This window comes from Anaeromassilibacillus senegalensis, assembly GCF_001261775.1.
GTDB lineage: Bacteria > Bacillota > Clostridia > Oscillospirales > Acutalibacteraceae > Anaeromassilibacillus > Anaeromassilibacillus senegalensis.
Window position 1 is genome coordinate 144,432 of sequence record NZ_LN868535.1, and the last position, 25,054, is coordinate 169,485.

28 protein-coding genes and 2 pseudogenes are annotated in these 25,054 nt (G+C 52.4%); 22 read left to right on the plus strand and 8 right to left on the minus strand.

The features are described 5' to 3' along the window. Window positions 1-12: 12 nt before the first annotated feature. The 8 genes and pseudogenes from BN2106_RS00985 to BN2106_RS01015 form a co-directional block, all read left to right on the plus strand. Window positions 13-864: an ATP-binding cassette domain-containing protein gene (locus BN2106_RS00985; RefSeq protein ID WP_050696710.1), complete on the plus strand. Its 852-nt coding sequence runs from the start codon at window positions 13-15 to the stop codon at window positions 862-864. Further along, window positions 861-1,514 carry a hypothetical protein gene (locus tag BN2106_RS00990; RefSeq protein ID WP_050696711.1) on the plus strand — a complete coding sequence of 218 codons (654 nt, stop codon included), beginning with the start codon at window positions 861-863 and terminating at the stop codon, window positions 1,512-1,514. Before BN2106_RS00985 ends, BN2106_RS00990 begins: the two co-directional genes overlap by 4 nt. Window positions 1,515-1,530: 16 nt before the next feature. Beyond that, a complete protein-coding gene (locus BN2106_RS00995) occupies window positions 1,531-2,196 on the plus strand; it encodes a DUF4097 family beta strand repeat-containing protein (protein WP_050696712.1) in 666 nt (221 codons plus the stop codon). Window positions 2,197-2,252: 56 nt separating this feature from the next. Then, window positions 2,253-2,486, plus strand: coding sequence for a hypothetical protein (locus tag BN2106_RS15935; protein WP_154666375.1), 234 nt, complete (start codon window positions 2,253-2,255; stop codon window positions 2,484-2,486). Window positions 2,487-2,542: 56 nt separating this feature from the next. Further along, on the plus strand, window positions 2,543-2,905 hold the full coding sequence (locus tag BN2106_RS01000; protein WP_050696713.1) for an ArsR/SmtB family transcription factor: 363 nt from the start codon (window positions 2,543-2,545) through the stop codon (window positions 2,903-2,905). Window positions 2,906-2,932: 27 nt separating this feature from the next. After that, window positions 2,933-3,151 carry a cation transporter gene (locus tag BN2106_RS01005; RefSeq protein ID WP_050696714.1) on the plus strand — a complete coding sequence of 73 codons (219 nt, stop codon included), beginning with the start codon at window positions 2,933-2,935 and terminating at the stop codon, window positions 3,149-3,151. Between the two features lie 29 nt (window positions 3,152-3,180). Then, a pseudogene (locus BN2106_RS01010) lies at window positions 3,181-3,480 on the plus strand (heavy metal translocating P-type ATPase); the annotation flags it as partial. A 169-nt stretch (window positions 3,481-3,649) separates the two neighbouring features. Beyond that, window positions 3,650-5,275: pseudogene (locus tag BN2106_RS01015) on the plus strand (heavy metal translocating P-type ATPase); the annotation flags it as partial. Window positions 5,276-5,363: 88 nt separating this feature from the next. Here the strand turns inward: BN2106_RS01015 and BN2106_RS01020 are convergent. Then, on the minus strand, window positions 5,364-5,726 hold the full coding sequence (locus BN2106_RS01020) for a DUF6483 family protein (protein WP_050696716.1): 363 nt from the start codon (window positions 5,724-5,726) through the stop codon (window positions 5,364-5,366). 166 nt (window positions 5,727-5,892) lie between these two features. On the opposite strand from BN2106_RS01020, the gene BN2106_RS01025 reads away from it, so the two are divergent. Both BN2106_RS01025 and BN2106_RS01030 read left to right on the plus strand, forming a co-directional pair. Next, entirely contained in the window at window positions 5,893-6,300 is a 408-nt protein-coding gene (locus tag BN2106_RS01025; protein WP_330379705.1) for a sulfite exporter TauE/SafE family protein, read from the plus strand. Next, the gene (locus BN2106_RS01030) at window positions 6,297-6,686 is read left to right on the plus strand and encodes a TSUP family transporter (protein ID WP_050696718.1); all 390 of its coding nucleotides are present in this window, start codon (window positions 6,297-6,299) and stop codon (window positions 6,684-6,686) included. Before BN2106_RS01025 ends, BN2106_RS01030 begins: the two co-directional genes overlap by 4 nt. A gap of 124 nt (window positions 6,687-6,810) precedes the next feature. Here the strand turns inward: BN2106_RS01030 and BN2106_RS01035 are convergent, their stop codons facing one another. Together BN2106_RS01035 and BN2106_RS01040 are read right to left on the minus strand one after the other, a co-directional pair. Beyond that, window positions 6,811-7,248 carry a hypothetical protein gene (locus tag BN2106_RS01035; protein WP_154666376.1) on the minus strand — a complete coding sequence of 146 codons (438 nt, stop codon included), beginning with the start codon at window positions 7,246-7,248 and terminating at the stop codon, window positions 6,811-6,813. Window positions 7,249-7,531: 283 nt separating this feature from the next. Continuing rightward, window positions 7,532-7,756 (minus strand): helix-turn-helix domain-containing protein, encoded by a 225-nt coding sequence (locus BN2106_RS01040; RefSeq protein ID WP_050696720.1) that lies wholly within the window; start codon window positions 7,754-7,756, stop codon window positions 7,532-7,534. A 240-nt stretch (window positions 7,757-7,996) separates the two neighbouring features. Here BN2106_RS01040 and BN2106_RS01045 point away from each other — a divergent pair, with 240 nt between their 5' ends. The 5 genes from BN2106_RS01045 (at window position 7,997) to BN2106_RS01070 (ending at window position 13,390) form a co-directional block, all read left to right on the plus strand. Continuing rightward, window positions 7,997-8,362: a BlaI/MecI/CopY family transcriptional regulator gene (locus BN2106_RS01045; protein WP_050696721.1), complete on the plus strand. Its 366-nt coding sequence runs from the start codon at window positions 7,997-7,999 to the stop codon at window positions 8,360-8,362. Continuing rightward, window positions 8,362-10,434 carry a M56 family metallopeptidase gene (locus BN2106_RS16355; RefSeq protein ID WP_050696722.1) on the plus strand — a complete coding sequence of 691 codons (2,073 nt, stop codon included), beginning with the start codon at window positions 8,362-8,364 and terminating at the stop codon, window positions 10,432-10,434. Before BN2106_RS01045 ends, BN2106_RS16355 begins: the two co-directional genes overlap by 1 nt. A gap of 294 nt (window positions 10,435-10,728) precedes the next feature. Next, window positions 10,729-11,376 (plus strand): thiamine phosphate synthase, encoded by a 648-nt coding sequence (thiE, locus tag BN2106_RS01055; RefSeq protein ID WP_050696723.1) that lies wholly within the window; start codon window positions 10,729-10,731, stop codon window positions 11,374-11,376. 178 nt (window positions 11,377-11,554) lie between these two features. After that, window positions 11,555-12,613: an NAD(P)H-dependent flavin oxidoreductase gene (locus BN2106_RS01065; protein WP_050696725.1), complete on the plus strand. Its 1,059-nt coding sequence runs from the start codon at window positions 11,555-11,557 to the stop codon at window positions 12,611-12,613. Window positions 12,614-13,042: 429 nt separating this feature from the next. Continuing rightward, a complete protein-coding gene (locus BN2106_RS01070) occupies window positions 13,043-13,390 on the plus strand; it encodes a hypothetical protein (RefSeq protein ID WP_050696726.1) in 348 nt (115 codons plus the stop codon). A gap of 406 nt (window positions 13,391-13,796) precedes the next feature. Here BN2106_RS01070 and BN2106_RS01075 read toward each other — a convergent pair whose 3' ends face one another. Together BN2106_RS01075 and ychF are read right to left on the minus strand one after the other, a co-directional pair. Next, window positions 13,797-14,402, minus strand: a complete 606-nt coding sequence (locus BN2106_RS01075) for a GNAT family N-acetyltransferase (RefSeq protein WP_050696727.1) — start codon at window positions 14,400-14,402, stop codon at window positions 13,797-13,799. Between the two features lie 15 nt (window positions 14,403-14,417). Next, a complete protein-coding gene (gene ychF / locus BN2106_RS01080) occupies window positions 14,418-15,512 on the minus strand; it encodes a redox-regulated ATPase YchF (RefSeq protein ID WP_050696728.1) in 1,095 nt (364 codons plus the stop codon). Window positions 15,513-16,961: 1,449 nt separating this feature from the next. Here ychF and BN2106_RS01085 point away from each other — a divergent pair. The 5 genes from BN2106_RS01085 to BN2106_RS01105 all read left to right on the plus strand — a co-directional run bounded on the left by BN2106_RS01085 (window position 16,962) and on the right by BN2106_RS01105 (window position 20,946). Next, complete coding sequence (locus BN2106_RS01085; RefSeq protein WP_050696729.1) at window positions 16,962-18,212, plus strand: [Fe-Fe] hydrogenase large subunit C-terminal domain-containing protein; 1,251 nt, start codon at window positions 16,962-16,964, stop codon at window positions 18,210-18,212. A 278-nt stretch (window positions 18,213-18,490) separates the two neighbouring features. Then, window positions 18,491-18,997 (plus strand): RNA polymerase sigma factor, encoded by a 507-nt coding sequence (locus BN2106_RS01090; RefSeq protein WP_050696730.1) that lies wholly within the window; start codon window positions 18,491-18,493, stop codon window positions 18,995-18,997. After that, a complete protein-coding gene (locus BN2106_RS01095; RefSeq protein WP_050696731.1) occupies window positions 18,994-19,464 on the plus strand; it encodes a hypothetical protein in 471 nt (156 codons plus the stop codon). The genes BN2106_RS01090 and BN2106_RS01095 overlap by 4 nt, the downstream gene beginning before the upstream one ends. After that, the gene (locus tag BN2106_RS01100; RefSeq protein WP_050696732.1) at window positions 19,451-20,005 is read left to right on the plus strand and encodes a hypothetical protein; all 555 of its coding nucleotides are present in this window, start codon (window positions 19,451-19,453) and stop codon (window positions 20,003-20,005) included. The genes BN2106_RS01095 and BN2106_RS01100 overlap by 14 nt, the downstream gene beginning before the upstream one ends. Before the next feature lie 215 nt (window positions 20,006-20,220). Then, window positions 20,221-20,946, plus strand: coding sequence for a hypothetical protein (locus BN2106_RS01105; protein ID WP_050696733.1), 726 nt, complete (start codon window positions 20,221-20,223; stop codon window positions 20,944-20,946). A gap of 161 nt (window positions 20,947-21,107) precedes the next feature. Here the strand turns inward: BN2106_RS01105 and BN2106_RS01110 are convergent, their stop codons facing one another. Then, window positions 21,108-21,449, minus strand: coding sequence for a helix-turn-helix domain-containing protein (locus BN2106_RS01110; RefSeq protein WP_050696734.1), 342 nt, complete (start codon window positions 21,447-21,449; stop codon window positions 21,108-21,110). Between the two features lie 140 nt (window positions 21,450-21,589). Here BN2106_RS01110 and BN2106_RS15470 point away from each other — a divergent pair, with 140 nt between their 5' ends. Next, window positions 21,590-21,766 (plus strand): helix-turn-helix domain-containing protein, encoded by a 177-nt coding sequence (locus BN2106_RS15470; RefSeq protein WP_278275343.1) that lies wholly within the window; start codon window positions 21,590-21,592, stop codon window positions 21,764-21,766. 140 nt (window positions 21,767-21,906) lie between these two features. After that, window positions 21,907-22,212 (plus strand): hypothetical protein, encoded by a 306-nt coding sequence (locus BN2106_RS16990; protein WP_456236309.1) that lies wholly within the window; start codon window positions 21,907-21,909, stop codon window positions 22,210-22,212. Window positions 22,213-22,253: 41 nt separating this feature from the next. On the opposite strand, the gene BN2106_RS01120 is transcribed toward BN2106_RS16990, so the two are convergent. After that, window positions 22,254-22,655 (minus strand): DUF805 domain-containing protein, encoded by a 402-nt coding sequence (locus BN2106_RS01120; protein ID WP_330379706.1) that lies wholly within the window; start codon window positions 22,653-22,655, stop codon window positions 22,254-22,256. A gap of 235 nt (window positions 22,656-22,890) precedes the next feature. After that, window positions 22,891-25,053, minus strand: a complete 2,163-nt coding sequence (locus tag BN2106_RS01125) for a Tex family protein (RefSeq protein ID WP_050696737.1) — start codon at window positions 25,051-25,053, stop codon at window positions 22,891-22,893. Window position 25,054 lies beyond the last annotated feature (1 nt).

Here is a 25,054-nt window from a genome sequence, read left to right on the forward strand (position 1 = left end):
GGAATAAAGCAAATGATAAAACTAACAAATGTTACAAAACGGTACCGTAATGTCTCTGTGTTAAAGAACGTTACATTAAACATTGATGAACCGGGAATTTATTGTCTGCTTGGCAGAAACGGAGCAGGAAAAACAACGCTTCTGAAGTCCATCGCCGGTTACCAAAACATTACCGAAGGACAAATTCAAGTGGACGGAAAAGAGATCACTCCTTCCACATTGGATACGGGGATCAGTTATATCGAAAACTTCGCGAAGCATTTTAACCTTCCCGTACGAAAGCTGCTACAGATCGCGTCGGAGGTAAATCCAAACTATGATGACGAATTTGCTTCTGAAATGATGGAACGTTTTGAACTGGATGGAAAAAAGAAGTTTCATCATCTTTCCCTTGGAATGAAAACCATGGTTTCTTCGATCATCTGTCTTGCAAGCAATAAAAGCGTCATCCTGCTGGATGAGCCCGTTCTCGGCTTTGATGCCATTATGCGCGTGGAGTTCTATGAAATGCTGACAGAAAGCTTTCAGAAACATCCAAGAATCATTATTGTTTCCACACACATTATTGAAGAAATAGCAAAGACCATTCAAAAGCTGATCATCATCGATAAGGGCTGCATTCGCTTTTTCGACACACTGCGGGCAGTCGAAACAAAAGCGTTCCGTGTAAGCGGGCTGAAAAAAGACGTTGACGCCGCAACAGAAAATCTGAATATCATCAGACAGGACACGGTTGGCGGCCTTGTAACAAGCTATCTGTTTGACATCCCACCGATAAAAACAGCTTCTTTGGAAATCCATCCAATGTCATTACAGGATTTCTTTATTCAAATGGTTGGACATACGGGAGGTGCAAAGCAATGACAGCCATTTTTGCAGTGATCAAACGGCTTTTCGCAAGCAATAAAATCAGTTTTATTCTGACCACTGTTGTGGTGCTTTGCGCCACCACAGCGGGGGATTCCCAAATTGCTTTGAGCAACGGGAATTATACGTGGCTGCTTGCCATTTTGACGCCGTTCTTTTTTGTATTCTATGATTATATAAAACTGATACATTTGGGAACCAGTAAAAAAGATTACTTTCTGGGAAGCCTTGTCGGTTACGGATTGACGGCGCTGATCGTTTCGCTTGTCAACACCTGCATTCTTGTCCTGATTGATCCGCTCAATCAGACCCAGACAGTACTCAATCTGATGGATCTGTGCGGTTGGACCGATAATAGTATGTTTACTGCTTTTCTGCAACAAACTGTATTCCTGCTGCTCACGATGATTTTTCTCCATGTACTGCTATCCATGCAGCCTTATTGGTACGGTTGGCTGTCAGATGGCGTATTAGCGGCAATTATCTGCATTTTTATACCGGTTGCACCTCTCAGACATATTCTGGCAGGTTTTTTCAAACTCATTATGTTTAACAGCACCGCGCAGCTACAGATTGCTGTTTGTCTATCGCTCTGTGCTCTGCTGTCCCTGGCAGGCCTTGCGGTTCTGAAAAAGAAAAGTCTTTAAGTTTGGAGAACATTTTATGAAAAGATTTATTGCATTACTGACCTGTGTTATTTTGGGTACCGCCTGTTTCACCGGCTGTGCCAATCATGACGCGGCATTTTCACAGAAAAGCTACACAGCGGACGGTGAAGAAATCACAGAAGTTTTTGTTGATGTCCGGGACAGAAAAATTGACGTGCTCCTATCCGCCGATAACCAAATTCACATTGATTATTTTGAAAACAGCAAGGAATCTTACAATATTTCTGTTTCCGACGGCCATACACTGACCATGACCGCTCAAAATCAGAAGGAATGGACCGATTACATCGGCGGAAAATCCGCTGCCGGTATGCGGAAAATATCGTTATCTCTGCCGGATAAGATTTTGACCGCACTGAACCTGTCCACTACCAATGAAACCATTTCCCTTCCGGCTTTGACCATTATGGGCGATCTTACCCTTTCCTCACAGGGGGGCAATCTTGTTTTCGACAAACTGTATGTTGAAAACACCATCCGTCTGCATGCAAAAAATGGTGATATATCGGGGACAATCATTGGAAACTATAATGAGTATGCTATTTCCTGCGATGTTAAAAAGGGCAGCAGCAATCTCCCATCCCGCAAAGAAAGCGGTACAAAAGAACTGAACGTGTCCAATAACAATGGGGATATTGATATTGCGTTTATAAGCGAATGAATATTATGAAAAAAGAGGTCAGATTCTCTTAAAACCAAAAAGGGTGGTAAACCAGTATGCGTTTACCACCCTTTTCTATTTTATATTTACTTATGCAAGCTTTAAAGTTCATCGTCCGTAAACCTGTCTATTTTGTGTTTTTTCAGCATATAACAGAAGCACCTGCTACATTTACATTTCCACCTGCAAATGCAACCGCCCCTTCTGCTGCCGGAGAAACTGAAAAGCATTGGGACACTGGCAATCTCCTGCTTTTTTATAAATTTTTGTTCTACCAGTTGACTTTTTGAAAAAACCGCATATAATAAACATATGAACAATAATTCATATGAAAGAATGTGAGAATATGACGGATACAAACGGCGTGGAGCGCTGCGAATTTATTCACGCGCACGAGGACATTGTCCAGAAAGTCAACCGCGACATGCCCGAAGAAGAAATCCTGTACGACCTGGCGGAGCTGTTCAAAATTTTTGGAGACTCCACCCGCATCAAGATTCTGTACGTCCTGTTTGAATCCGAGATGTGCGTATGCGACATCGCGCAGCTGCTGAACATGACGCAGTCCGCCATCTCGCACCAGCTCCGCTCCCTCAAGCAAAGTAAGCTGGTCAAATACCGCCGCGAAGGCAAAACCGTCTTTTACTCCCTGGCGGACGGCCATGTGCGCACGATCATCGACCAGGGTATGGAACATGTTGCAGAATAAACCAAATCATCGAGGAGGAATCTTATCATGAAAAAACGTTTTAAGCTGATTGATCTGGACTGCGCGAACTGCGCCGCCAAAATGGAAGACGCCATCAAAAAAATTGACGGTGTGCAGGACGCCGCCGTCAGCTTTATGACGCAGAAGATGACATTGGAGGCGGACGACGCCCGTTTCGACGCCATCATGCAGGAAGTGGTCCGCGTTTGCAAGCGCATTGAACCGGACTGTGTGATCCAGCTGTAATCCACAACATTTTAACAGGAGGGATTTCCATGAGCAAAAAGCAAAAGAACACCCTCATTCGTATTATTGCAAGCGCCGTCCTCTTGGCCGCCGCCTATTTCATCCCCTCTGAGGGAATCGCCCGGCTGCTGCTGTTCCTGATTCCCTACGCCATGATCGGCTGGGACGTCCTCTGGCGGGCCGTGCGCAACATCGCCCACGGGCAGGTGTTCGACGAAAACTTTTTGATGGCGATTGCCACTGTCGGCGCGTTCTGTCTGGGGGACTACCCGGAGGGCGTGGCGGTTATGCTGTTCTATCAGGGGGGGGAATTGTTTCAAAGCTACGCGGGGGGGCGGTCCCGCCCGTCCATCTCCGCGTTGATGGACATCCGCCCCGATTATGCCCACGTGGGGCGGGGCGGGCGGGTAGGGCAGGGAGGTCCGGGGTGCGGGGAGCTGTTTTTTCCCCCAAAAAAAAAGGAACGGGAAGAGGAAGAAGCATAGTTTTCTTTTATCCACATTAAGGGGTTTAAAAGAGACGGGGGGGGGACGTTCCCGCCAGTCCATCTCCGCGTTGATGGACATCCGCCCCGATTATGCCAACGTGGAGCGTGACGGCCGGTTAGAGCAGGTAGATCCGGAGGATGTGGCAGTGGGCGACACCATTGTCATCAAAGCCGGGGAAAAAATTCCGCTGGACGGTACGGTGTTGGAAGGCTCTTCCTCCATCAACACCTCCGCGCTGACCGGAGAATCCCTGCCCCGCGACGTCGTCCCCGGCAACACGGTCATCAGCGGCTGTATCAACCAAAGCGGCCTGCTGAAGGTCCAGGTCACCAAGGAATTCGGGGAATCCACCGTGGCAAAGATCCTGGATCTGGTGGAGAACTCCAGCACAAAGAAAGCGCGTGCGGAAAACTTTATCACCCGCTTTGCCCGCTATTATACGCCGGCGGTTGTCATCGGCGCGTTGCTGCTGGCGGTTCTTCCCCCGCTGATTTTGGGCGGCGGCTGGGGGGATTGGGTAGAACGCGCGCTGATCTTTCTCGTTATTTCCTGCCCATGCGCACTGGTGATTTCCATTCCGCTCAGCTTTTTTGGCGGCATCGGCGGCGCGTCCAAACACGGTATTCTGGTAAAGGGCGCAAACTATCTGGAGGCCCTTGCGGAAACAGAGATTGTGGTTTTTGACAAAACCGGCACCCTGACCAAGGGGACCTTCACCGTAACGGCCATCCATCCCGACCAGATCAGCAGGGAGCAGCTTCTGGAGCTGGCCGCGCTGGCGGAAAGCTATTCCGACCATCCGATTTCCCGTTCTTTGAAAGAAGCCTGCCAGAAACCGCTTGACGCCGCACGTGTTGCTGATGTGGAGGAAATCTCCGGCCACGGCGTGCGCGCCAGGGTAGACGGGAAAACCGTCTGCGCGGGCAATGGCAAGCTGATGCGTCAGATTGGCGCGGATTGGCACGAATGCCACCGGACCGGCACCGTGGTGCATGTGGCGGTGGACGGCCTCTACGCCGGACATATCGTGATTTCGGACGAAGTAAAAGAGGATTCTGCCTCTGCCATCGCCAGCCTGAAGCGGCAGGGCATCCGCAAAACTGTGATGCTCACCGGAGACAGCAAAGCCGTGGGAGAAAATGTGGCGCGGACGCTCGGCCTGGATGAAGTGCACACCGAACTGCTCCCCGGAGATAAAGTGGATCAGGTGGAAGAGTTGCTGAAACAGAAAACCGGCAAGGGCAAGCTGGCCTTTGTAGGCGACGGCATCAACGACGCGCCCGTACTGTCCCGCGCGGATATCGGTATTGCGATGGGCGGCCTCGGCTCCGACGCCGCGATCGAAGCGGCCGACGTGGTCCTGATGGACGACAAACCGTCAAAGCTCGCCGCAGCCATGCAGATTTCAAAAAAGACACTGCGCATTGTCAAGCAAAACATCGTCTTTGCGCTGGGCATTAAACTGCTGTTTTTGGTGATGGGAGCGTTTGGATTTGCGAATATGTGGGAAGCGGTCTTCGCGGACGTAGGCGTGTCTGTCATTGCGATCCTGAACGCATCGCGTGCCCTGCGGGTCAGGACAGAGGAACTCACATCCTCCGGACACGAACCGTCTATCACCCCAGAAAGCGAATAGCCCTTTCCTACTTGTAAAAATCTTCTTCATTTATACAATTTGTAACATGAAAAAGACGTACCGAAACATCCGGTACGTCTTTTTTGTCTTATTGTAGATTGATGCCAAACTGCTCTGCGATATTTTCCAGGCCTTCCTTGATCTCCTCGCGCGAGTAGTCGTTCGCCTCCAGAAATGCATCGTCGTAACCCTTCAGCTTGCTGTAAAACCCCAGCGCCACCTTCAGGTCCTGCATATTGCCGGTGTCCATTTCCTCATACAGCAGGTTTTCCGCCTCGTTAATCTTTCCCTCTTCCAGCATCTGATACAATCGCATGTACAGCTCGTCCGAGGCCGTCCATGCCGTCTCGTCCTGAATGGTGTATTCGGAAACATTTTTGCCGTACAACAGCCGTGCCAGAATCATCACGATCATTTCAATCTGCCGCAAAACGTAGTCTTCCTGAAACATTCGATCTCCTCCGCTCTTTTAAAAATACGATAGACCCATCATAGCACAACGCGCTTTTCAGAGCAAGAAAAAGATCAAAGATGTATATATGTCCATCTATTATACAAATAGTATTTTCCGCCCTTTCTTTTTCCTGTTTCCCGTATAAAGGCGGCTGCTTTTTCAAATGCTAGTATTCAGAATGAAACGGCGGGAGGGAATGCGCGTGGAAAAAAGCGGCGGACTAAAACGGTTTGCTTCCATGATCATCGGCGCGGTATGCGGCGTGCTGAACGGGCTGTTCGGCGCGGGCGGCGGTATCGCGGCGGTCCCCCTGTTGAAATGGTCCGGCATCCCGCTGAAAAAGGCCCATGCGACCTCCCTCGCGGTCATCCTCCCGATCTCCATTGTCAGCGCAGTTTTGTATCTGATGAACGGCACCATCCAGTTCACCGATGCGCTGCCCTACCTGCCCGGCGGCTTCATCGGTGCGATCCTCGGTGCAATGCTGATGCAGAAAATTCCCGATAAACTGCTTAGAAAGGCATTCGGCGCGTTCATGATTTATGCCGCCGTCCGGCTGCTGTTCCGATGAGCGTGTGGCTGGTGGCGGGAATTGCCAGTCTGGTGGCGGGCTTTGTCAGCGCGCTTGGCCTGGGCGGGGGCGGCATTCTTGTTTTGTATTTGACGCTGTTCCTCAACATGGAGCAGATGCAGGCGGGCGGGATCAATCTCATTTTCTTCTTGCCGCTGGCGGCGGTATCGATCGCGATCCACATCAAGAATAAGCTGATTGACTACAAGTTTGCGCTGAAATGCGCGCCATTCGGCGTACTGGGCGCTTTTTTGGGCGTATGGCTGGCCAATACAATTCATCCGTTTTGGATCAGCAAGGGATTCGCCGTGTTTGTACTGATTTTGGGCATCCGGGAGCTGTTCTTTTCTCCCAAGAAAAAGGAACCGGAAGAGGAAGAAGCATAGTGCTCCTGACCGGCTTTTATAAATCTTTTGATAAGCACAAAAGGTGGACAGTCCGGGCTGTCCACCTTTTTTACATAGAAACCGATTCGCCGATCATCTTCTACTCACAAAATAAGCTGTACCGCTATGATTTTGACGTAATATCCTGTATCAGATTTTCCACATCCTGCAATGACTTCAACTGATAGGAGTACGTATAGTCGTCATAAATCAATTTGCTGCCATCATAGAAAAAAACATCTCTCCGTCCATCCGTCAAGCCATAATCCGCGATATCCGGCAAATACAATTCCGCGTCGCTGTCTATCTTCCAATAGGATGACGCATCGTATTTTTTCGGCAGAAAAATTCCCGTCATGCCGCTTCTGATGCAGGAAATGACTTCTGAATCCTCGTAATGGACGATCGTGTTAATGGGGACCGGCAAAAGAATGGATACCGTCGACCCGACGGTTGCGGTTCCTGACAATACTTTCGTAACCTTTACCTTTGCAATGGATTTGTCATAGGTATAGGAACCGATGGACATTTTGATGTTTTTAACGTCCGATACCTCTCCCATAAACATGTCCGCCGAATGATTGTTGATGAATTCTTCGGGCGTATAGTATGGAAACAGGGCGGAGGACTCTACTAATGAAACGTAAAAAGGGATGTAAGAAACTTTTGCATTTTTGGAAGATGCGGATAACCGCATGGGAATCGATAGGTTCGGCAAAATACATGCTGTGCTGATAAGCATCAAGATTGCCACAATGATAATAACCGGTTTTTTCTTAAACATTTTCATTTCCTCAACTAAATGACAGCAAAATCATAACGTCCATCCAGTCGTCAATCTTCTGCTATTGATTTACCTGTCTTTCATCGGTTATTCCCACCAGATAATCCAGCGACACATTAAATAACTCCGCAATTCTGAGCAGGATTTCCAATTTTGGCTCCCGTGTCATCAGCTCGTAGTTTTGATAGGTCTTTTCGGTAATATCGCAGTAGATTGCGGCTTCGCCCTGCGTAAGCCCATTTTCTTTTCTGCATTGTTTTAACCGCTCTGCCAGTATCTCTCTCATGTTTCAGCACCTACAATTGTTCTTATCTATACCCAAGTATACGATTTCGGAACCCCGTCCATACCAACGATCGTTGGTAAAAAGACGCGAGATGGTGGGGATCGGCCTTTCGTATCATCCTCCGCACAAGCTTTGGGGAACGGTCTCCCTCATTTTCATAAACCCTATTGACATTTCTGTCTAATTGCATTAGACTAAAGATGCAAGGTAGTCTAATGTGATACGACAGGAGGGCTTTTCATGCATACCTATCAATTGGGTGAAAAACAACAGCAGTTTGCAGACATCATCTGGGACAACGCGCCGGTTTCCTCCCGCACGCTGGCAGAGCTCTGCGCTGAGGCGTTGGGATGGAAACGAACCACCACCTATACCATGCTGAAAGGGCTCTGCGACAAGGGGATTTTTGAAAATCGCAGCGGCACGGTCGTATCGCTGATGAGCCGGGAGGATTTCGCCGCGGCGCAGGGAAAAGAATTCCTGTGCGAAAGCTTCGGCGGCTCTCTGCCGAGATTCCTGACCGCGTTTACCCGGAAAAACAAGCTCAGCGACAGCGACGTTGCCGAGCTGCAAAAGCTGATCGACGAATACAGGGAGGGATCGTAATGCTGGAATCTTTGTTTTCATCGGTGCTCCGTATGAGTCTCACCGCGAGCTACGCCATTTTGTTTGTCCTGCTCGCACGGCTGTTTTTGAAGAAAGCGCCCAAGATTTTTTCCTATGCGCTGTGGAGCGTGGTTTTGTTCCGGCTGGTTTGCCCGTTCTCTTTTGAAAGCGCCTGGAGCTTCCTACCGGGAAACGAACCGCCTGTTTTGCAGGAGGTTTTTGACGCCCCAACAGTGCCGCGCAGCGGCGCGGCCGCTCCCGCCGTCACACCCACTGTCCCCGCAGCGCCTACAGGGCAGGCCATTTTGCCGGACTGGAACACGGTTGCGGCTGTGGTCTGGCTCGCGGGTATTGCCGTTCTTCTGGTTGCCAGCACCGTCTCGCTGATCAAACTGCGCAGGCGCCTGCGGAGCGCGGTTCCTTACAGAGACAACATTTATCTTTCCGGCCAGTTGGAAACCGCCTTTGTCATCGGCTTTATCCGTCCTAAAATCTATTTGCCCGCAAACCTTTCCGACGCGGAGCAGTCCTTCATTTTGCTGCATGAACAGACCCATATCAAGCGTTTGGACTATCTTGTAAAGGTGGTCAGCTTCTTCGCGCTGTGCCTGCACTGGTTTAACCCGCTTGTTTGGCTGGCGTTCGCCTTGAGCGGAAAAGACATGGAAATGTCCTGCGACGAAGCGGTGATCAAACGATTGGGCAGCGAGGTAAAAAAGGACTATTCCTCCTCCCTGCTCACCCTTGCGGCTGGAAAACGTCTGCCGGGCGGCACCCCCCTTGCCTTTGGCGAGGGGGATACAAAAGGCCGTATCCGAAACGTTCTCCACTACAAAAAGCCGGCCTTTTGGGTCATTGCAATTGCAGTTGCCGCGGTCGTCTGCGTGGGCACCGGGCTCCTGGCCAACCCGGTCAAAAACGCGGCGGAAGCATCCGGGCCGCAGCCGCTTCTGCAATACCGCACTTCCCATCTCGGCGACAACGCCGCCGTGGGAAATCTGGTTTCTGCGCTGGATTTCCCAGAAAACCTGCAATACGACGGCATCGAGCTTCAAACGGCGGAGCCGCCCTATGGGATCTCCATTCGCTTCAAAACGGACACGGAAACCCGGAATTTTTATTCCGGCGCTTTGAACCAGAATCCCTTTCAGCAAAACGCCGTTCTTCTGTTTTCCCTCATTGAAAACGCCGACACCATCACCTTTACATGGGACGACGGGAAAAATCCTTACTCGGAAAGCTTCTCGCGCGAGTGGGCGGAAACCCTGATGGGGGAAAAAAATCTCTTTGGGCGAACGGAAACCCCGGAAAAACTGGAAGCGCTGTTACAGGAGCTTCCGGCCAAAGTGGACAGCCATACGGAAGAGCAGATTAAACACCCCGAAGAAACGCCTAATGAAGCAATTACCTTCTATGTGAAGCCCGATGAACCACTGGACGTCATCGGCAATACCGCCGCAACCGTATTCCTGAACACCTTTGCCGGGGAGAGCGTCCCTGTGGAAAGCCGCATCGCAGGCTTTCATATTACGGACGTCACGGTGATCGCCGGGGAACCAAAAGCTGGGACATCCCGGGAAGAAATGCCGTATCATTACGTGGTGCAGATGACCTACGACATCGAAACCGCCTCTGAGGAATACCTTGCGGCGGGGGACGGCGTATCGGGCAAGGGCAAATTCAGCGGCCTGTTCCGGGAGCTTTGTGTGAAAGCCCTGGAAAACGGCAGCTTTGCAATTGTCAGCGCCGGCACCGGCGGCGGCACACAGGCGTTTGCTCCGCCAAGCTACCAAAACAGCCTGACCGACGACGAACGGAAAGAAACTGAGGCGATTGCCAGTTCGCACTTTACAGATGTGCTCTCTGAGAAGGTCGCCTCCCTCCGCGCCGCGCCTGACGATTCGCCCCAATACCAAAACCAGGGCATCGAGAGTGAATACGCGGCAGGCAATCTGATTATCTACGAGGTCCTCACGGAGAAGGATCAACGGGAAGGCCTCCCGCCGCGCACGATCTCTATTGCAAGAAAAGACAGGAATGCGGAATGGGAGGTCCTCAACTGGGGCTATTAAGCGGCTGTATCCCCACGCTGGTTTTACACAAACGATTCGCGGGGTAGGCGATGCGGCTTTTTGTGCATTCTGCCAATTGTGGGAATGTCCCAGCCTGTGATACGATAAAGAGACATCAATGGGGGGCTCGCACTGGCGGGCTGAGAGTAAGCGGAATGGAGCTTTGACCCAAAACCTGATTTGGATAATGCCAACGTAGGGAACCACACGATTTTTCGGGGACATGCTTTGGGCGTGTCCCCTTTTGTCGTTTTGATCCGCTGCATATCCAGTGAAAGAAAGAAGGATTTCCCAATGAACGCAATTGATTGCAGCCTGTACCTGGTAACCAACAGCGACCCGTTCCCGGAGGAACGATTCCTCAAGATTATAGAAGAAGCTTTGCAAAACGGAGTGACTCTGTTGCAGCTTCGGGAAAAGGAACTGACCGGACGCGCGTACTATGAACGCGCCCTTGCCGTCAAAAAGCTGGCGCATCAGTATCATGTCCCGCTGATCATCGACGACCGCGTCGACATTGCACTGGCGGCGGATGCGGACGGCGTCCACCTGGGGCAGAGCGACCTGCCTGTCTCCGCGGCGCGCCGGCTGATGGGGCCAAACAAAATCATTGGCGCAAGCGCCAAAACCGTGGAGCAGGCGTTGGAGGCGGAGCGCCAGGGCGCGGATTATCTGGGCACCGGCGCAATCTTCCCCACCAGGACAAAGGTGATCACCCAGCAAACCAGCACGGATACCCTGCGCGCCATCTGCGAGGCCGTGCGGATTCCGGTCGCCGCGATCGGCGGGCTGAACCGCAAAAATGTCCATGTGCTGGACGGCATCCCTGTCAGCGGCTTCTGCGTCGTCTCCGCCATTATGTACAGCGAGACGCCCGGCGCGGCGGCAAAGGAGCTGGCGGCCATCTCCAACGAGATCCAGGCCATGGGCCGAAAGCTTTAACGCGTGTTTCCCCGGTTCTTGCTGGAACATCTCTGGTTTTCCACAGGCCGCGCGCAAAATGTGGAAAACAGACGGCGTTTTCCGCTTTACGAATCTTCCAAAATGCGGTATAATTTGGATTACATAAAAATTTTTAAGTATATTGCCGTGGGAATTGTTCCCGCATGGAGGATTCTGCATGAAATTAAAACCACTGCAAATAGGTGAATTGACCGCAAAGCTGCCGATCATACAGGGCGGCATGGGCATTGGCGTCAGCCTCTCCGGGCTGGCGGGCGCGGTTGCCAAAGAGGGCGGCGTGGGCGTTCTTTCCGCCGCACAGCCCGGTTTTGGCGAGCCGGACTTTTCGGAAAACACCACCGAAGCCAACCTTCGCGCTTTAGAACGCGAAATCAAGCGCGCAAAGGAAACGGCGGATGGCAATGGACTGATTGGCGTCAATATTATGTGCGCACTGCGCAATTACAAAGAATATGTCCAGTGCTGCATCAAAAGCGGCGCGGACTTGATCATCTCCGGCGCGGGCCTGCCGACTTCCCTGCCGGAGCTGGTGGAGGGCAGCAAAATCAAATTTGCGCCCATTGTCTCCTCCCTGAAGGCGGTCAAGGTGCTGTTCAAGCTCTGGTCCCGCCGGTACAAAACCGTATCCGATATGGTGGTGATCGAAGGCCCCATGGCGGGCGGCCACCTGGGATTCACGGCGGAGGAAGCTGACCGGGAGGACTTTTCCGACTACGACAGCGAGGTTTCCTCCATCATCGAATATGTGCGCGGATTTGAAGAACCCTTTGGCAAGAAGATTCCCGTCGTTGTGGCGGGCGGGGTTTACGACCGCGCCGACATCGACCACTATCTGGAACTGGGCGCGGACGGCGTACAGTTGTCCACCCGGTTCGTCGCCACAGAGGAATGCGACGCGAACATTCGGTTTAAGGAAGCCTACGTCAACGCCCAAAAAGAGGATATCGCGATAGTCAAGAGCCCGGTCGGCATGCCCGGACGCGCGATCCGCAACGCGTTTATCCGGGAACGGGAAAAGAGCAAAGAGCGGATTCAAAAATGCTATCATTGCCTGGAGCACTGCGACCCGTCGACGATTCCCTATTGCATTACGGGCGCGCTGGTGCGGGCCGTCCGGGGCGATGTGGAAAACGGGCTGGTGTTCTGCGGCGCGAACGCCTGGCGGGTGGACCGCATTTTGTCCGTCAGGGAATTGATGGCGGAGCTGGCAGAATAAAATGGAGCGTGTTTCAAAATAGCCCCTTCTCTAATTGTGGCGTAAAGTAAAACGCGTTTTTCCGCTTTTCTGAAAAGCGGCGGTATCTCTAGTCGGGACGCGCTTACGGCATGAATTATCTTTCACCTCGTGGAGAACGATTCCAACGCGTTTATCCACCTTTCTAAAAGGTGGCGGGATCAAAGGGCAGCGCCCTTTGCCGTTCTCCGCAGAGAACGGAACTCTTTTTCTGAGAAGAGCGAGTGGGAACGAGTGATAGGGTCCTTTACGGACATTTTGTGCTACCGGACAATTTTCGGGGCCGTTGCAGAATACAAACTGCAACGGCCTTTTTTATTACATTATTAACTTTTCTATTTGGTCATTAGTTGACCCACCATCAAGCAAAATGTCCCTTATAATAACCATAAAAACAAGAAGGTTTGAGCTATGGGATATTTTGATTATTGCTTTCGACGACGTGAATCTAAATCACGGAGAAATTATGAAATTGATATGGATTTGCATCAAAGACTAAAATCCCTTACACAAATTTACGATGCAACACTTTCAGAACTTTTAAACGCCTGTATTGAGCACTTAACTAATCTTGAAAACCTGGTTGTCAATGAAAAGCAGAAGAATCTGCATCCTATTATCAGCACATATCTTATACGGGAAAGCAATTTAAAAAAACTGGAAGACTTAAAGGCCTCTTATGGAATCAGCATCCAGCGGTTGGTCAATCTTTCCATAAAGAATGCGCTTATAGAATGGGAACAAGAGGACAATAAATAAGGGGCGTTGCAGTTTGTACTCTGCAACGCCCCAGAATTCCCGCACAATAGCATAAAAGGTCTTTAAAGAACTATATCACTCGTTCCCACTCGCTCTTCTCCGGAAGAGAGGACCTCCGGTCAGGACGCTCGCTAGAGGCTAAAGCCTCGCTCGACGCTCTAAACTACCATCGCCGTTTTTTAGAGACGTAGAAAGACATATGTTAACAATTGCCACAAGGTGAAAATGATCCTCGCCGGAGGCGCGTCCCGACCGGAGGTCCGCGAACGACGTTGCACGTCCGCTGCCCTTTGATCCCGCCACCTTTTAGAAAGGTGGATAAACGCGTTGGAAGCATTCTCCATAAGATGAAAAACAATACTCACCATAGGCGCGCGGCCTGACCGAAATTAAAAAGCGCCCATTTTTATCTGTTATTCCAATATTGTTCCAGCTTGTTCTCCGCGTCGCGCAAAATGTTTTCCACAAACTCTTGCGGCAATGTGGAAAACCCATGCGGCGGTTCCGGCTGATCCGGTTTCGGCGCAAGCCGCTTTTCCAGCACCAGCATGTCATGCCACTTGCCGAGCTTGTAGCCTGTGCGCGGATACTTGGCAATCTGGTAAAAGCCCAGCCGCTCGTGGAACGGGATGCTGTCCCGGTTCGGGATCGTCACCAGCGCGTACAGCGTCAGATACCCCATTTCCCGCAGGAACTGGAACACGCATTCGTACAACACTTTCGCAATGCCGCGCCGGTGGAACCGGGGAGAAATGTAGACGCTCAGCTCCGCGTCCCACTGAAACGCCTTGCGCTCGCGGAACGACGCCGCATAGGCGTATCCGGCGATTTCCCCGTTGATCTCACAGACCATATAGGGAAACCCTTCGGAAATTGCCTGAATCCGGGCGGTAAATTCCTCCACACTGGGCACATCGTATTCAAAGGTGATGGAGGTTTCTTTTACATAAGGCTCGTAAATACCCACCAGTGCGGCGGCGTCTTCCGGCCTTGCCAGTCGAATCTGCACCATTGGGGTCCCCTCCTCTTATACGTTAAAGCGGAACAGGACAATATCCCCGTCCTTCATCACATACTCCTTGCCCTCCGAACGGACAAGGCCTTTTTCCTTCGCGGCGGTCATGGTGCCGCAGGCCATCAGGTCGTCAAATGCAATGACCTCCGCGCGGATAAAGCCGCGCTCAAAATCGGTGTGAATCTTGCCCGCCGCCTGCGGCGCTTTGGTGCCTCTGGTGATGGTCCAGGCGCGCACCTCCGGCTGACCAGCGGTCAGGTAGGAGATCAGGCCCAGCAGGGAATAGCATTCGTTGATCAGGCGGTCCAGGCCGGACTCCGCAAGGCCCATATCCGCAAGGAACATCTGCTTTTCTTCCAGCTCCATGCCGGAGATTTCCGCTTCGATCTCCGCGCTGATGGGCAGCACACCCGCGTGCTCGCTGTCCGCAATTTCCTTTACCTGCTTGAAATAGGGGTTGTTCTCAATACCGCCCTTGAAATCGTCCTCGCTCACGTTGGCGGCATAGATCACGGGCTTGTTCGTCAGCAGGGACACAGTGGAAAGAAGCTCGGCCTCCTCCGGCGTACATTCCACACTGCGCGCGGACTTGCCCGCGTTCAGCGTCTCCTTGACGCGGTGGAAAAAGTCCAGCTCTTCCTGATACTTTTTATCAGCTTTCAGCATCTTCTGGGTTTTGTCGATCCGGCGGTCCAGCACCTCGATGTCGGAAAGAATCAGTTCCAAATTGATGGTCTCGATGTCGCGCTTGGGATCGATGCTGCCTTCCACATGAACGATGTCGTCGTTGACGAAACAGCGCACCACATGGACGATCGCATCCACCTCACGGATATTGGCAAGGAACTTGTTGCCCAATCCCTCGCCCTTGCTGGCGCCGCGCACCAGACCGGCGATGTCTACAAACTCGATGGTTGCAGGGGTATATTTTTCCGGATGATACATTTCCGCCAGCGCGTCCAGACGCTTGTCCGGCACCGCGACGACGCCGACGTTCGGCTCGATGGTACAAAACGGATAGTTTGCGGACTGCGCGCCCGCGTTGGTGATGGCGTTAAACAGGGTGCTCTTGCCGACGTTCGGCAGGCCTACGATTCCCAGCTTCATTCGTTCAACCTCTTTTACGTTATTTTCCAGCCATAAGGCATTTGTTTTCTATTTTATTATACCTTTTTTCGGGAAAAAGAGCAACAACAGGGTTGCCGGCAGTAAACGCGTTTTTCCACCTTTCTAAAAGGTGGCGGGATCAAAGGGCAGAGCCCTTTGCCGTTCTCCGCAGAGAACGGAACTCTCTTCCTGAGAAGAGCGAGTGGGAACGAGTGATATGGTTCTTTGAGAGACATTAAGCTGCCTCTGGGGCTTTTCTGTGGTTCTCCGGCTTCCGCCGGGGATGTACGTCGCTTTAAAATGCGACAGCAAAGACTTTTTGTTACTTTAAAAAAAGTAAAACAAATTTTATCAAAGCAACTTTTCATATTGCAGAGACAATGAAATGCTTTTGGAACGCAAAAGCAATTTTGTTGCGCAAGCAATGATTCTGTCAAAGCTTTTATTCTGTTTCATGTGNGGCGGGATCAAAGGGCAGAGCCCTTTGCCGTTCTCCGCAGAGAACGGAACTCTCTTCCTGAGAAGAGCGAGTGGGAACGAGTGATATGGTTCTTTGAGAGACATTAAGCTGCCTCTGGGGCTTTTCTGTGGTTCCCCGGCTTCCGCCGGGGATGTACGTCGCTTTAAAATGCGACAGCAAAGACTTTTTGTTACTTTAAAAAAAGTAAAACAAATTTTATCAAAGCAACTTTTCATATTGCAGAGACAATGAAATGCTTTTGGAACGCAAAAGCAATTTTGTTGCGCAAGCAATGATTCTGTCAAAGCTTTTATTCTGTTTCATGTGTAGCTCGTTTCATAAGAAGTTTATATTTACGTGTTTAAATTGGGCAAAACGATTAATTGCGCGTGCAATTATATACCCTTTTCCGCTTTTGAAAAAGCAGGAGAAAACCGCTGGTTGCCCTCATGCCGGGCGGCACCTCCGGTGGGGACGCTCGCTTGAGGCTAAAGCCTCGCTCGATGCTCCAAACGACCATCGCCGTAGGCGCGTTAGACACTGCGTGTCCGGTCTTGCCACGAAAGTTGGACAAAGGCACGGACGTGCAACGTCTTTCGCGCCTACGGCGGTAAACAGTGGCAGAATTTCGCTGGTTTGTCACCTGGTGCGTGTCAATTGGTTTTTTTGGGGCGCGAGAGTGGGCTCCGGGTGACTTCGACTCACGCCCCCCTACACCCCCGGTATCCTCATATACTTGAGTTGCTCAGGGAGGGCGGCGTGCTTTTCATTGCCGGTGGAACTTGGACTGGGTTCGCTTTTTTATAGTTTTCTGCGGATTGTCGGCTGAGATGCCACACGGGAGATTGTTCTTTCAGTCCCGCCACTGCGCAGATACGATTTTGTATACACTGCATGGCGCGCCGTCCCGACCGGAGGTCTGGTATGAGGAAGGGAAAAGTGGTAATATTATGAAGGGAAACCAATCCAGGAAGAAAGGATCTGAACGTATGCCATCCTTTAACGAATTATATGACCGTCTGGTCCGCGCGTCGCTGGCGGACAAAACGGAAGAAGAGCTGGAACAGCTCCGCCGGGAGGACTTTGACAAAAGCCAATTGGAATGCCTGCTGCATCCCGACCAATACCCCGCCGTCTGGAAAATCGGCCACTGCGACTGCTCACAGGAGGAGGCCGCCAACTGCGCGGGCAAATGCCTGTTTGACGCGCTCTATACCGACGAAAAGGGCAACGTCGCCGTCAACAACAAGCTGTGCGTCGGCTGCGGCGCGTGCGTGGAACGCTGCAAGGCAAAGAATCTGGTGGAAAGCAAGGACATTTTGCCCGCGCTCAGCCTGCTCCACAACGATGACGCGCCGGTCTACGCCATCGTCGCGCCCGCCATCATCAGCCAGTTTACAGAGGAAGTCACGCCCGGCAAGCTGCGCACCGCGTTTAAAGCGCTGGGCTTCTCCGGGATGGTGGAAGTCGCTTTGTTCGCCGATATTTTGACGCTGAAGGAAGCGCTGGAATTCGACCAGAATATCCACACCGACCAGGACTACCAATTGACAAGCTGCTGCTGCCCGATGTGGATCGCCATGCTGCGCCGCGTCTATAAGCAGCTGATGCCGCATGTCCCCGCCGCCGTCTCCCCGATGGTCGCGTGTGGACGCGTGATCAAAAAATTAAAACCGGGCGCAAAAGTCGTCTTTATCGGCCCGTGCCTCGCCAAAAAAGCGGAAGCCAGAGAACCCGACGTCGCGGACGCGGTGGACTATGTGCTGACGTTTAAAGAGGTGCAGGACATCTTCGAGTTTGCGGACATCCACCCGGAGAAAATGGCGGAAGACAACCGCGACCACTCCTCCACGGGCGGGCGCATTTATGCGCGCACCGGCGGCGTCAGCCGCGCCGTCAAGGACTGCGTGCAGCGCCTGAACCCGGACCGCAAAATCAAGGTGCACGCCGTACAGGCTAACGGTGTTCCCGCCTGCAAGCAATTGCTGAATGATTTACAGGAGGGCAAAATTGACGCCAACTTCCTGGAGGGCATGGGCTGCGTCGGCGGCTGTGTCGGCGGGCCGCGCGTGCTGATCGACAGGGACGTTGCCCGGGAAAACGTCAACCAATACGGCGAAGAGGCAGCCGCGCCCACGCCGATAGACAACCCGTATGTGATCGATTTGCTGCACCGTCTGGGCTTCCCCACCGTGGAACGACTGCTGGAGCACGACCACATGTTTACCCGCAAATTTTAAATGCATGCTTTGTACAAAACATTGATAAAATGAAACGCGATTCCCCCCGCCAATGGCGGGGGGAATCGTCAACTTAATCGATTTTTTATGCATTCCACAAATTGTGAAACAGACCCAATTGTCAAATTCAGCTGGTTTTTTCGTCACATTCAAAACGGGACGACAGGAAAAATTTTGGTACATAAAAATTTTTTGAAAAAGTTGAAGTCAAACCGCATCCTGTGTCGTTTTATTGATTGAACGGCCGGGAACACAGGAGGGGGTGAACACGGGCAGTTATGACAAATGAACATTTCTCACAACTTGTAAAGCAATATGAAAAGCTCGTGTTTACCATCTGCTCCCAGATGGTGCGGGATTTCCAGGAGGCGCAAAACCTCTCGCAGGAGACCTTTCTCTCCGCGTACCGCAGCATCGACAGTTGCCCTTCCGATCAATACAAGCCGTGGCTTTGCCGCATCGCTTCAAACAAAGCCAAGGATTATTTAAAGAGTGCTTACGCGCGGCGTGTGGCGATCCCCGGCGAAGAAACGCTGGACGCCATCCCCTCCCACGCCAGCCCGGAGGACCTCTACATTGAGGGTGAAAGCGAAAGCCGCGCGCAACGCATTGTGCGAAATTTGCAGGAACCCTACCAAAAGGTATCCGTCCTCTATTTTCTGGAAGAAAAAAGTGTGGAGGAAATCGCGGAAGCGCTCAAGCGCCCCAAAAAAACCGTACAAACACAACTATACCGCGCAAAAGCTATGCTGCGTGAACAACTGGGAAAGGAGCTGAGCCAATGACACCCTATTTTGATGCGGACGGCCATCTGACCGATTTCGCCTTCGACGAGCTGCTGCACGGGGAACCGGCTGAGCTGACCCGGCTGGAGATCGCGGAGCACCTCTCCTTCTGCGACAAATGCACGGAACGGTACGCCGGCCTGCTGTGCGGGGACGCGCTGCTTGACGCGCCGGAAACGCTTCATCCTCTCACAATGCGGCGCCTCCGGCAAAAGGCCGCGGAGCTGTTCTTCAACCGCTACGTGGCGGTGGGCGTGGCGGCGTGCCTGACCATGCTGCTCTGGCTGGGCGGCGTCTTCGACCTCAATACAAACGAAACAAAGCCGGACCCCTTCCAAGGCCTGACAAGCTTTTCCACGCAATTCTCGGAGAAGACCAACGAGATCGGGCGGCAGGTATCGGACGGCATTCAACAATTTTTTGATCACCTGAATTTGAAAGGAGCTTCCGGCAATGAAAAAAAGTAGTGTTTTGACTTTCCTCTTTTCCATGTTCCCGGGCGCCGGGCATATGTATCTTGGAATGATGAAAAAGGGTGCGTCGCTGATGCTGGCGTTCTGCGGCCTGATCGCGGTTGCGAGCTTTTTGAACCTCACCTTCCTGGTCATTCTGATCCCGGTTGTCTGGTTCTATTCCTTCTTCGACGCAATGAACCTGTGCCACCTCCCGTATGAGCAGCGCCTGGAACAAGAGGATCATTTCCTGTTCGGCGCGGATGATTTTTTCAAAAAAGACTGGCTGGGCGTTGCAAAAAAGCGCCACCTGCTGGTTGGCGGCATCTGCATTTTCCTCGGCATCTGGATGCTGTTCCAAACCTGCGTCGGACCGTACATGTCCCTGATCTACGACACCCTGCCCTGGCTCTACCGGTTGATTGACAATCTGCCGACGATTCTGGTTGCCACCTGCGTCATTTTGCTGGGCGTTTACCTGGTGGGCGGCGGTAAAAAGAACAAGGAACCAATCGACACCGACTACATTGAATACGGAGGAAACCGCGATGAATAACGAATACCCGGAACTTGATTTTGGCAAACAGCCGGAACAGGAACAGGAGGTCTGTTACACCCCGGAGCCGGAGCAGTCCCAGACGGAGCCGCCGCGCTATACCGCGCCTGTCCGGCAGCCCGTGCCGGCGCGTCCCCAACCCACGCAGCGCGTGCGCCGGGTCGGCAGCTTTTCCATGGGAGCCGCCGCGCTATACCGCGCCTGTCCGGCAGCCCGTGCCGGCGCGTCCCCAACCCACGCAGCGCGTGCGCCGGGTCGGCAGCTTTTCCATGGGCCTGGCGCTGATTGTCTTCGGCATCCTGCTCCTGTTGTTCCTGTTTACACGCAACTACAACATTCCGCTGACGGCTGCAAAATGGTCGCCGCTGCTGCTGGTCGCCCTCGGCGCCGAGATTCTTCTCAGCAATGTGCTGTTCCGCAAGGATAAATTGAAATACGATTTTCTCAGTGTCCTGTTTACCCTGTTCCTGCTGGGCAGCAGCATGGTGATCGCGTCCATCCCCGTCTTTTATGAGTTTGGCCCACAGCGGAGGATGGCGGAAGAAACCATCTCGCAGGAAATCCGCAGCCAGTATTACGACACGCTGAAGGGCACGCCGGAGATTTCCGCCCTCAATGTACGGGTCAACCTGTATGGCGTCGACAAGGAGATCCCAAAAAACGCCCAGGAACTGCGCGCCGGAGACAGCGTGTACACCAGTATCGAGCTGTTGGACAACAGCGAAACCCCGGAGGCGTTCGCCGCGCGTTGCAAGCCGCTGATCGACAAGCTGAAATTCAGCCAGGCATACACCGAAACCATTCACTTCTCTTCCATTCCCGCAGACGGTCAGAATGTACGGACCTACGACCTGACTGTCAACGACCGCTTTCAGGCGGACATGACGGCAGAGACGCTCTCCAGCCTGGTTTCCACCACGGAACCGGAACTGGACGCGTAAATTCAACATAGAACTCAAAACGCAAAATGGGGCCGCGGCAAAGCGAGAAAGCTTGCCGCGGCCCCTGTTTTATTTATGCCAAAACGCGGAGCGCCCGCAAAAGGGACACACAGTCCATCATGCCCCGAAGATACGTATTCCTAAGAAACCCCATTATTTTCTCAAAGCAAATCAATATTTTTTACAAGAGACTTTATTCGAATCAGTTGTTCTTTTGAACAGTTGATCAATAATTGGGAGATTTCTGAAATATAAGCGAGCTTTATTGGATTACCCTCATCCCTTACATCAATTTTAATAACATCGTCTAGAGGTATCTGGAAATAGGTACAGAAAAGCATCAGCTTTTCAAGGCTCAGCTTTTTTACGCCGCGCTCAACCTGCCCGTAATATTGTTCGTCGATTTCTAGTATTTCCGACAGCTGTTTTTGCGTCATCCCCGCCTGCACACGGTATTTTTTAAGCCGCTGACCGATTGCTTTCAACATTTTTTCGTCCAACAATATTTTTCACCTCGTTATTACACGACACTTGTTATATATTTGGATGTAACTAATCCTATCATATTTCAGATTGAAGTATGTAAATTCACTTCAACTTGAAGTACATTTAGCTGTAAAGTAAAATTAAAGACACCCTTTGCCTGCAACGCCGGTACTATCAGCGAGAATTGGCGAAGTTCCTAGAAATCGACCGTTCTACTTACGCTTATTACGAAAGCGGAAAAGTTGTTCCACCTTTGCATATCCTATGGGAGCTTAGCGATTTGTATAAAGTGTCGCTCGACTTCCTCGTTGGAAGGGAATGTATTGGAGTCTGAACAAACGGAAGAGTGTAAAGCGGTCCTTGGCAGCGTTTCCTCCGTGGAGCCGGACACTTGGGACCTTGAAATGCTGGCGGATGCCAAGACGAACCCCGAACGCCAAGAATTTCTTCCCGAGGAGACTATGAAAAGAATTATTGAAGGAAACAATAAAAGCGCCTTTTAATAGCAATGACCGATCCGTCCGCAAAAATGGCGCGGTTTTCTCACAATCCATTTGTGAGGGCAATCTTCCATCTGACGCAATGTGGAATCAGCCAAACAAGGAAACAATCGCGGCGATGCTTGAGGCGGAAAGGATTGCGAAAGATCCTTCCGTAAAGGGTTATACTGATTTAGATCAGCTTTTTGCAGACCTGAGACCTGAAAGAATAATAAATAACAGCGCCTCTGACCAGCCAATTCAGCCGGTCAGAGGCGCTGTTTTATGTACATCTTTTTAAAAGGCAATGCGCAATGCGCGCTTTCTATTTCCAGTTATGGATTAGAAGCCTTTCGGGTTCGGGCCGTACTGGTTGGCGCCGGGCTGGCTGTCCATGCAGGCGAAGACCAGCAGGATGATCGCACCAACTGCCGGGATCAGGCCCAGGAGCAGGAACCATCCGCTTTTTCCGGTGTCATGCAGTCTTCTGACCCACAGGCCAAGCATCGGGATCAGAATCGCCAGGCTATAAATACCCGAGATGATGCCGAAGAAGGACGCGATGTTGACGAGGATGCCCAGAATAAACACCACAATAAAGTTTACAAGAAAGGCCATCCAGAAGTCTCTGCGTCTTGCACGATCTTTGAAGTTTACGTAGTTGGTCCACATGCTAATGTAAGGCTGCAAAAATTCCATAGTGAGCAACTCCTTTTGTAATAGAATGTTCACATTATAGCACATATTTATTCACAAGGAAATGCTAGTATCCCATTTTATTGTAAAAATTTCGACTTTTTAAGACCAAGTTTTATAAATTTTGTATAAATGCTTTGCTCAACTTCCTTAATATGGAAGTTTTTTATAAATTTCATTATTCCTTTGACCGATGCATGCGCTTTGTCATAAAAACACGCTATTGTCAAGCCCTGCTTTTTCTTAATTCTTCGGGTCCTTGCATTCTATGCGAAAACCGCGTTCAGGATTCCTCTTTGGGCGGCAGCATCGTCAGAGAAATGCGTTTCTTCGCCATGTCCACGGACAGCACCCAGACCTTGACAATGTCGCCCACCTTGAGCACTTCGCTGGGATGCTTGATGTAGCGGCTGCACACCTGCGAGATGTGCACCAGCCCGTCCTGATGCACGCCGATGTCGATAAACGCGCCAAAGTCGATCACATTGCGCACCGTGCCCATCAGTTCCATGCCTGCCTTGAGGTCCTCCATGCCCAGCACGTCCGTGCGCAGCAGCGGGGGCGGCAGCTCGTCGCGGGGATCGCGCCCGGGGCGCAACAGCTCCGTCACGATATCCTGTAAGGTCGGCACGCCGACGCCCAGTTCCCGCGCGGCGGCTTCCTCCCCGATTTCCTGCACCTTTTCCCGCAGGCCGTCGAGCTTTCCGGCACGAATGTCCTTCATATCGTAGTCGCAGAGTTTCAGCAGCGCCTTTGCCGCCGCGTAGCTCTCCGGGTGAACGGCGGTGTTGTCCAGCACATTGTCGCTTTCGCTGACGCGCAGGAAGCCCGCGCACTGTTCAAACGCCTTGGGTCCGAGCTTGGGCACCTTTTTCAGCTCCGTGCGGCTTTTAAACGCGCCGTTCTCCTCGCGGTACTTGACAATATTTTTGGAAACCGTCGCGGAAACGCCCGCCACCTTTTCCAGCAGGGACGGCGACGCGGTGTTCAAATCCACGCCGACGGTGTTCACGCAGTCCTCCACCACGCCGGAAAGCGCCTCATTTAATCGCTTGGGCGGCATGTCGTGCTGGTACTGCCCCACACCGATGGCCTTGGGGTCGATCTTGACCAGCTCCGCGAGCGGGTCCTGCAAGCGTCGCGCGATCGAAACCGCGCTGCGCAGGGTAACGTCGAAATCTGGGAACTCCTGCGCCGCCAGCTTGCTTGCGGAGTAGACGGACGCGCCCGCCTCGCTTACCACCATATAGGAAACGCCGGTGTGCATCTCGCGGATCACCTCAGCGGCAAACAGTTCCGTTTCCTTGCTGGCGGTGCCGTTGCCGATGGCAATGACTTCCACGCCGTGTTTCTGTATCTGCCCGGAAACAAATTTCTTTGCCTCCTCGACCTTCACCTTGGAGTGGGTCGGATAGATAACGCCCGTGTCCAGCACGCGCCCGGTCGGATCGACCACCGCCACCTTGCAGCCGGTGCGGTAGCCGGGGTCCAACCCCATGGCGACGCGGCCCTTCACCGGCGGCTGCATCAGGAGCTGGCGCAGATTGACGGAAAAGACCTTGATTGCCGCTTCGTCCGCGTCCTCCGTCAGCTTGCCGCGAATTTCCCGCTCGATCGCCGGGAAGATCAGCCGGCTGTACGCGTCCTCGCCCGCCTCGCGCACCGCCTCCGCACAGGGGGAATTTTCTTTGACGCAGGTGGTGTAAATGATATTCAGCCCGCGCGACGGGTCCAGCACGATCCCTGCCTTGAGGAAGCCCTCGCGCTCGCCGCGGTCCACCGCCAGCACGCGGTGACCCTGCAATTGGCGAATCGGCTGGCGGAAATCGTAGTATTGTGCGTAGACGGAGTCCTCATCCGGCTTGGCAGCCTTGCTGACCAGTTCTCCCTGTGCCAGCGTCACCACGCGCAATCGCTTGCGGATGCCCGCGTCGTCGGAGATCATTTCCGCAATGATGTCCTTGGCGCCCGCCAGCGCGTCCTCCGGCGTTTCCACGCCCAGCTCCGAATTAACGTAAGCCTGCGCCATGTCGATGGGATAGGCCGCCTTCGGTTCCTGCTTGTAGATTTCCAGCGCTAAGGGTTCCAGCCCCTTCTGTTTTGCCACGGACGCGCGCGTCTTGCGCTTGGGCCGGAAGGGACGGTAGATGTCCTCGATCTCGGAAAGCGTTGCGGCGTTCGCCAACGCGGCGGCGACCTCATCCGTCATGCAGTCCGCGGCGGTGATCAGGTCCGCCACCTCCTGGCGGCGCTTTTCCAGCCCGCGCAGGTATTCCAGGCGCTCCGCGATCTCGCGCAGGGTCTGATCGTCCAGGGAACCGTGGGCCTCCTTGCGGTACCGCGCGATAAACGGGATGGTATTCCCCTCGTCAATCAGCTCGATCACCTTTTCAATTTGCCAGGTTTTTAAATGAAACTGGTCTGCCAGTACTGCTGTAAAATCCATC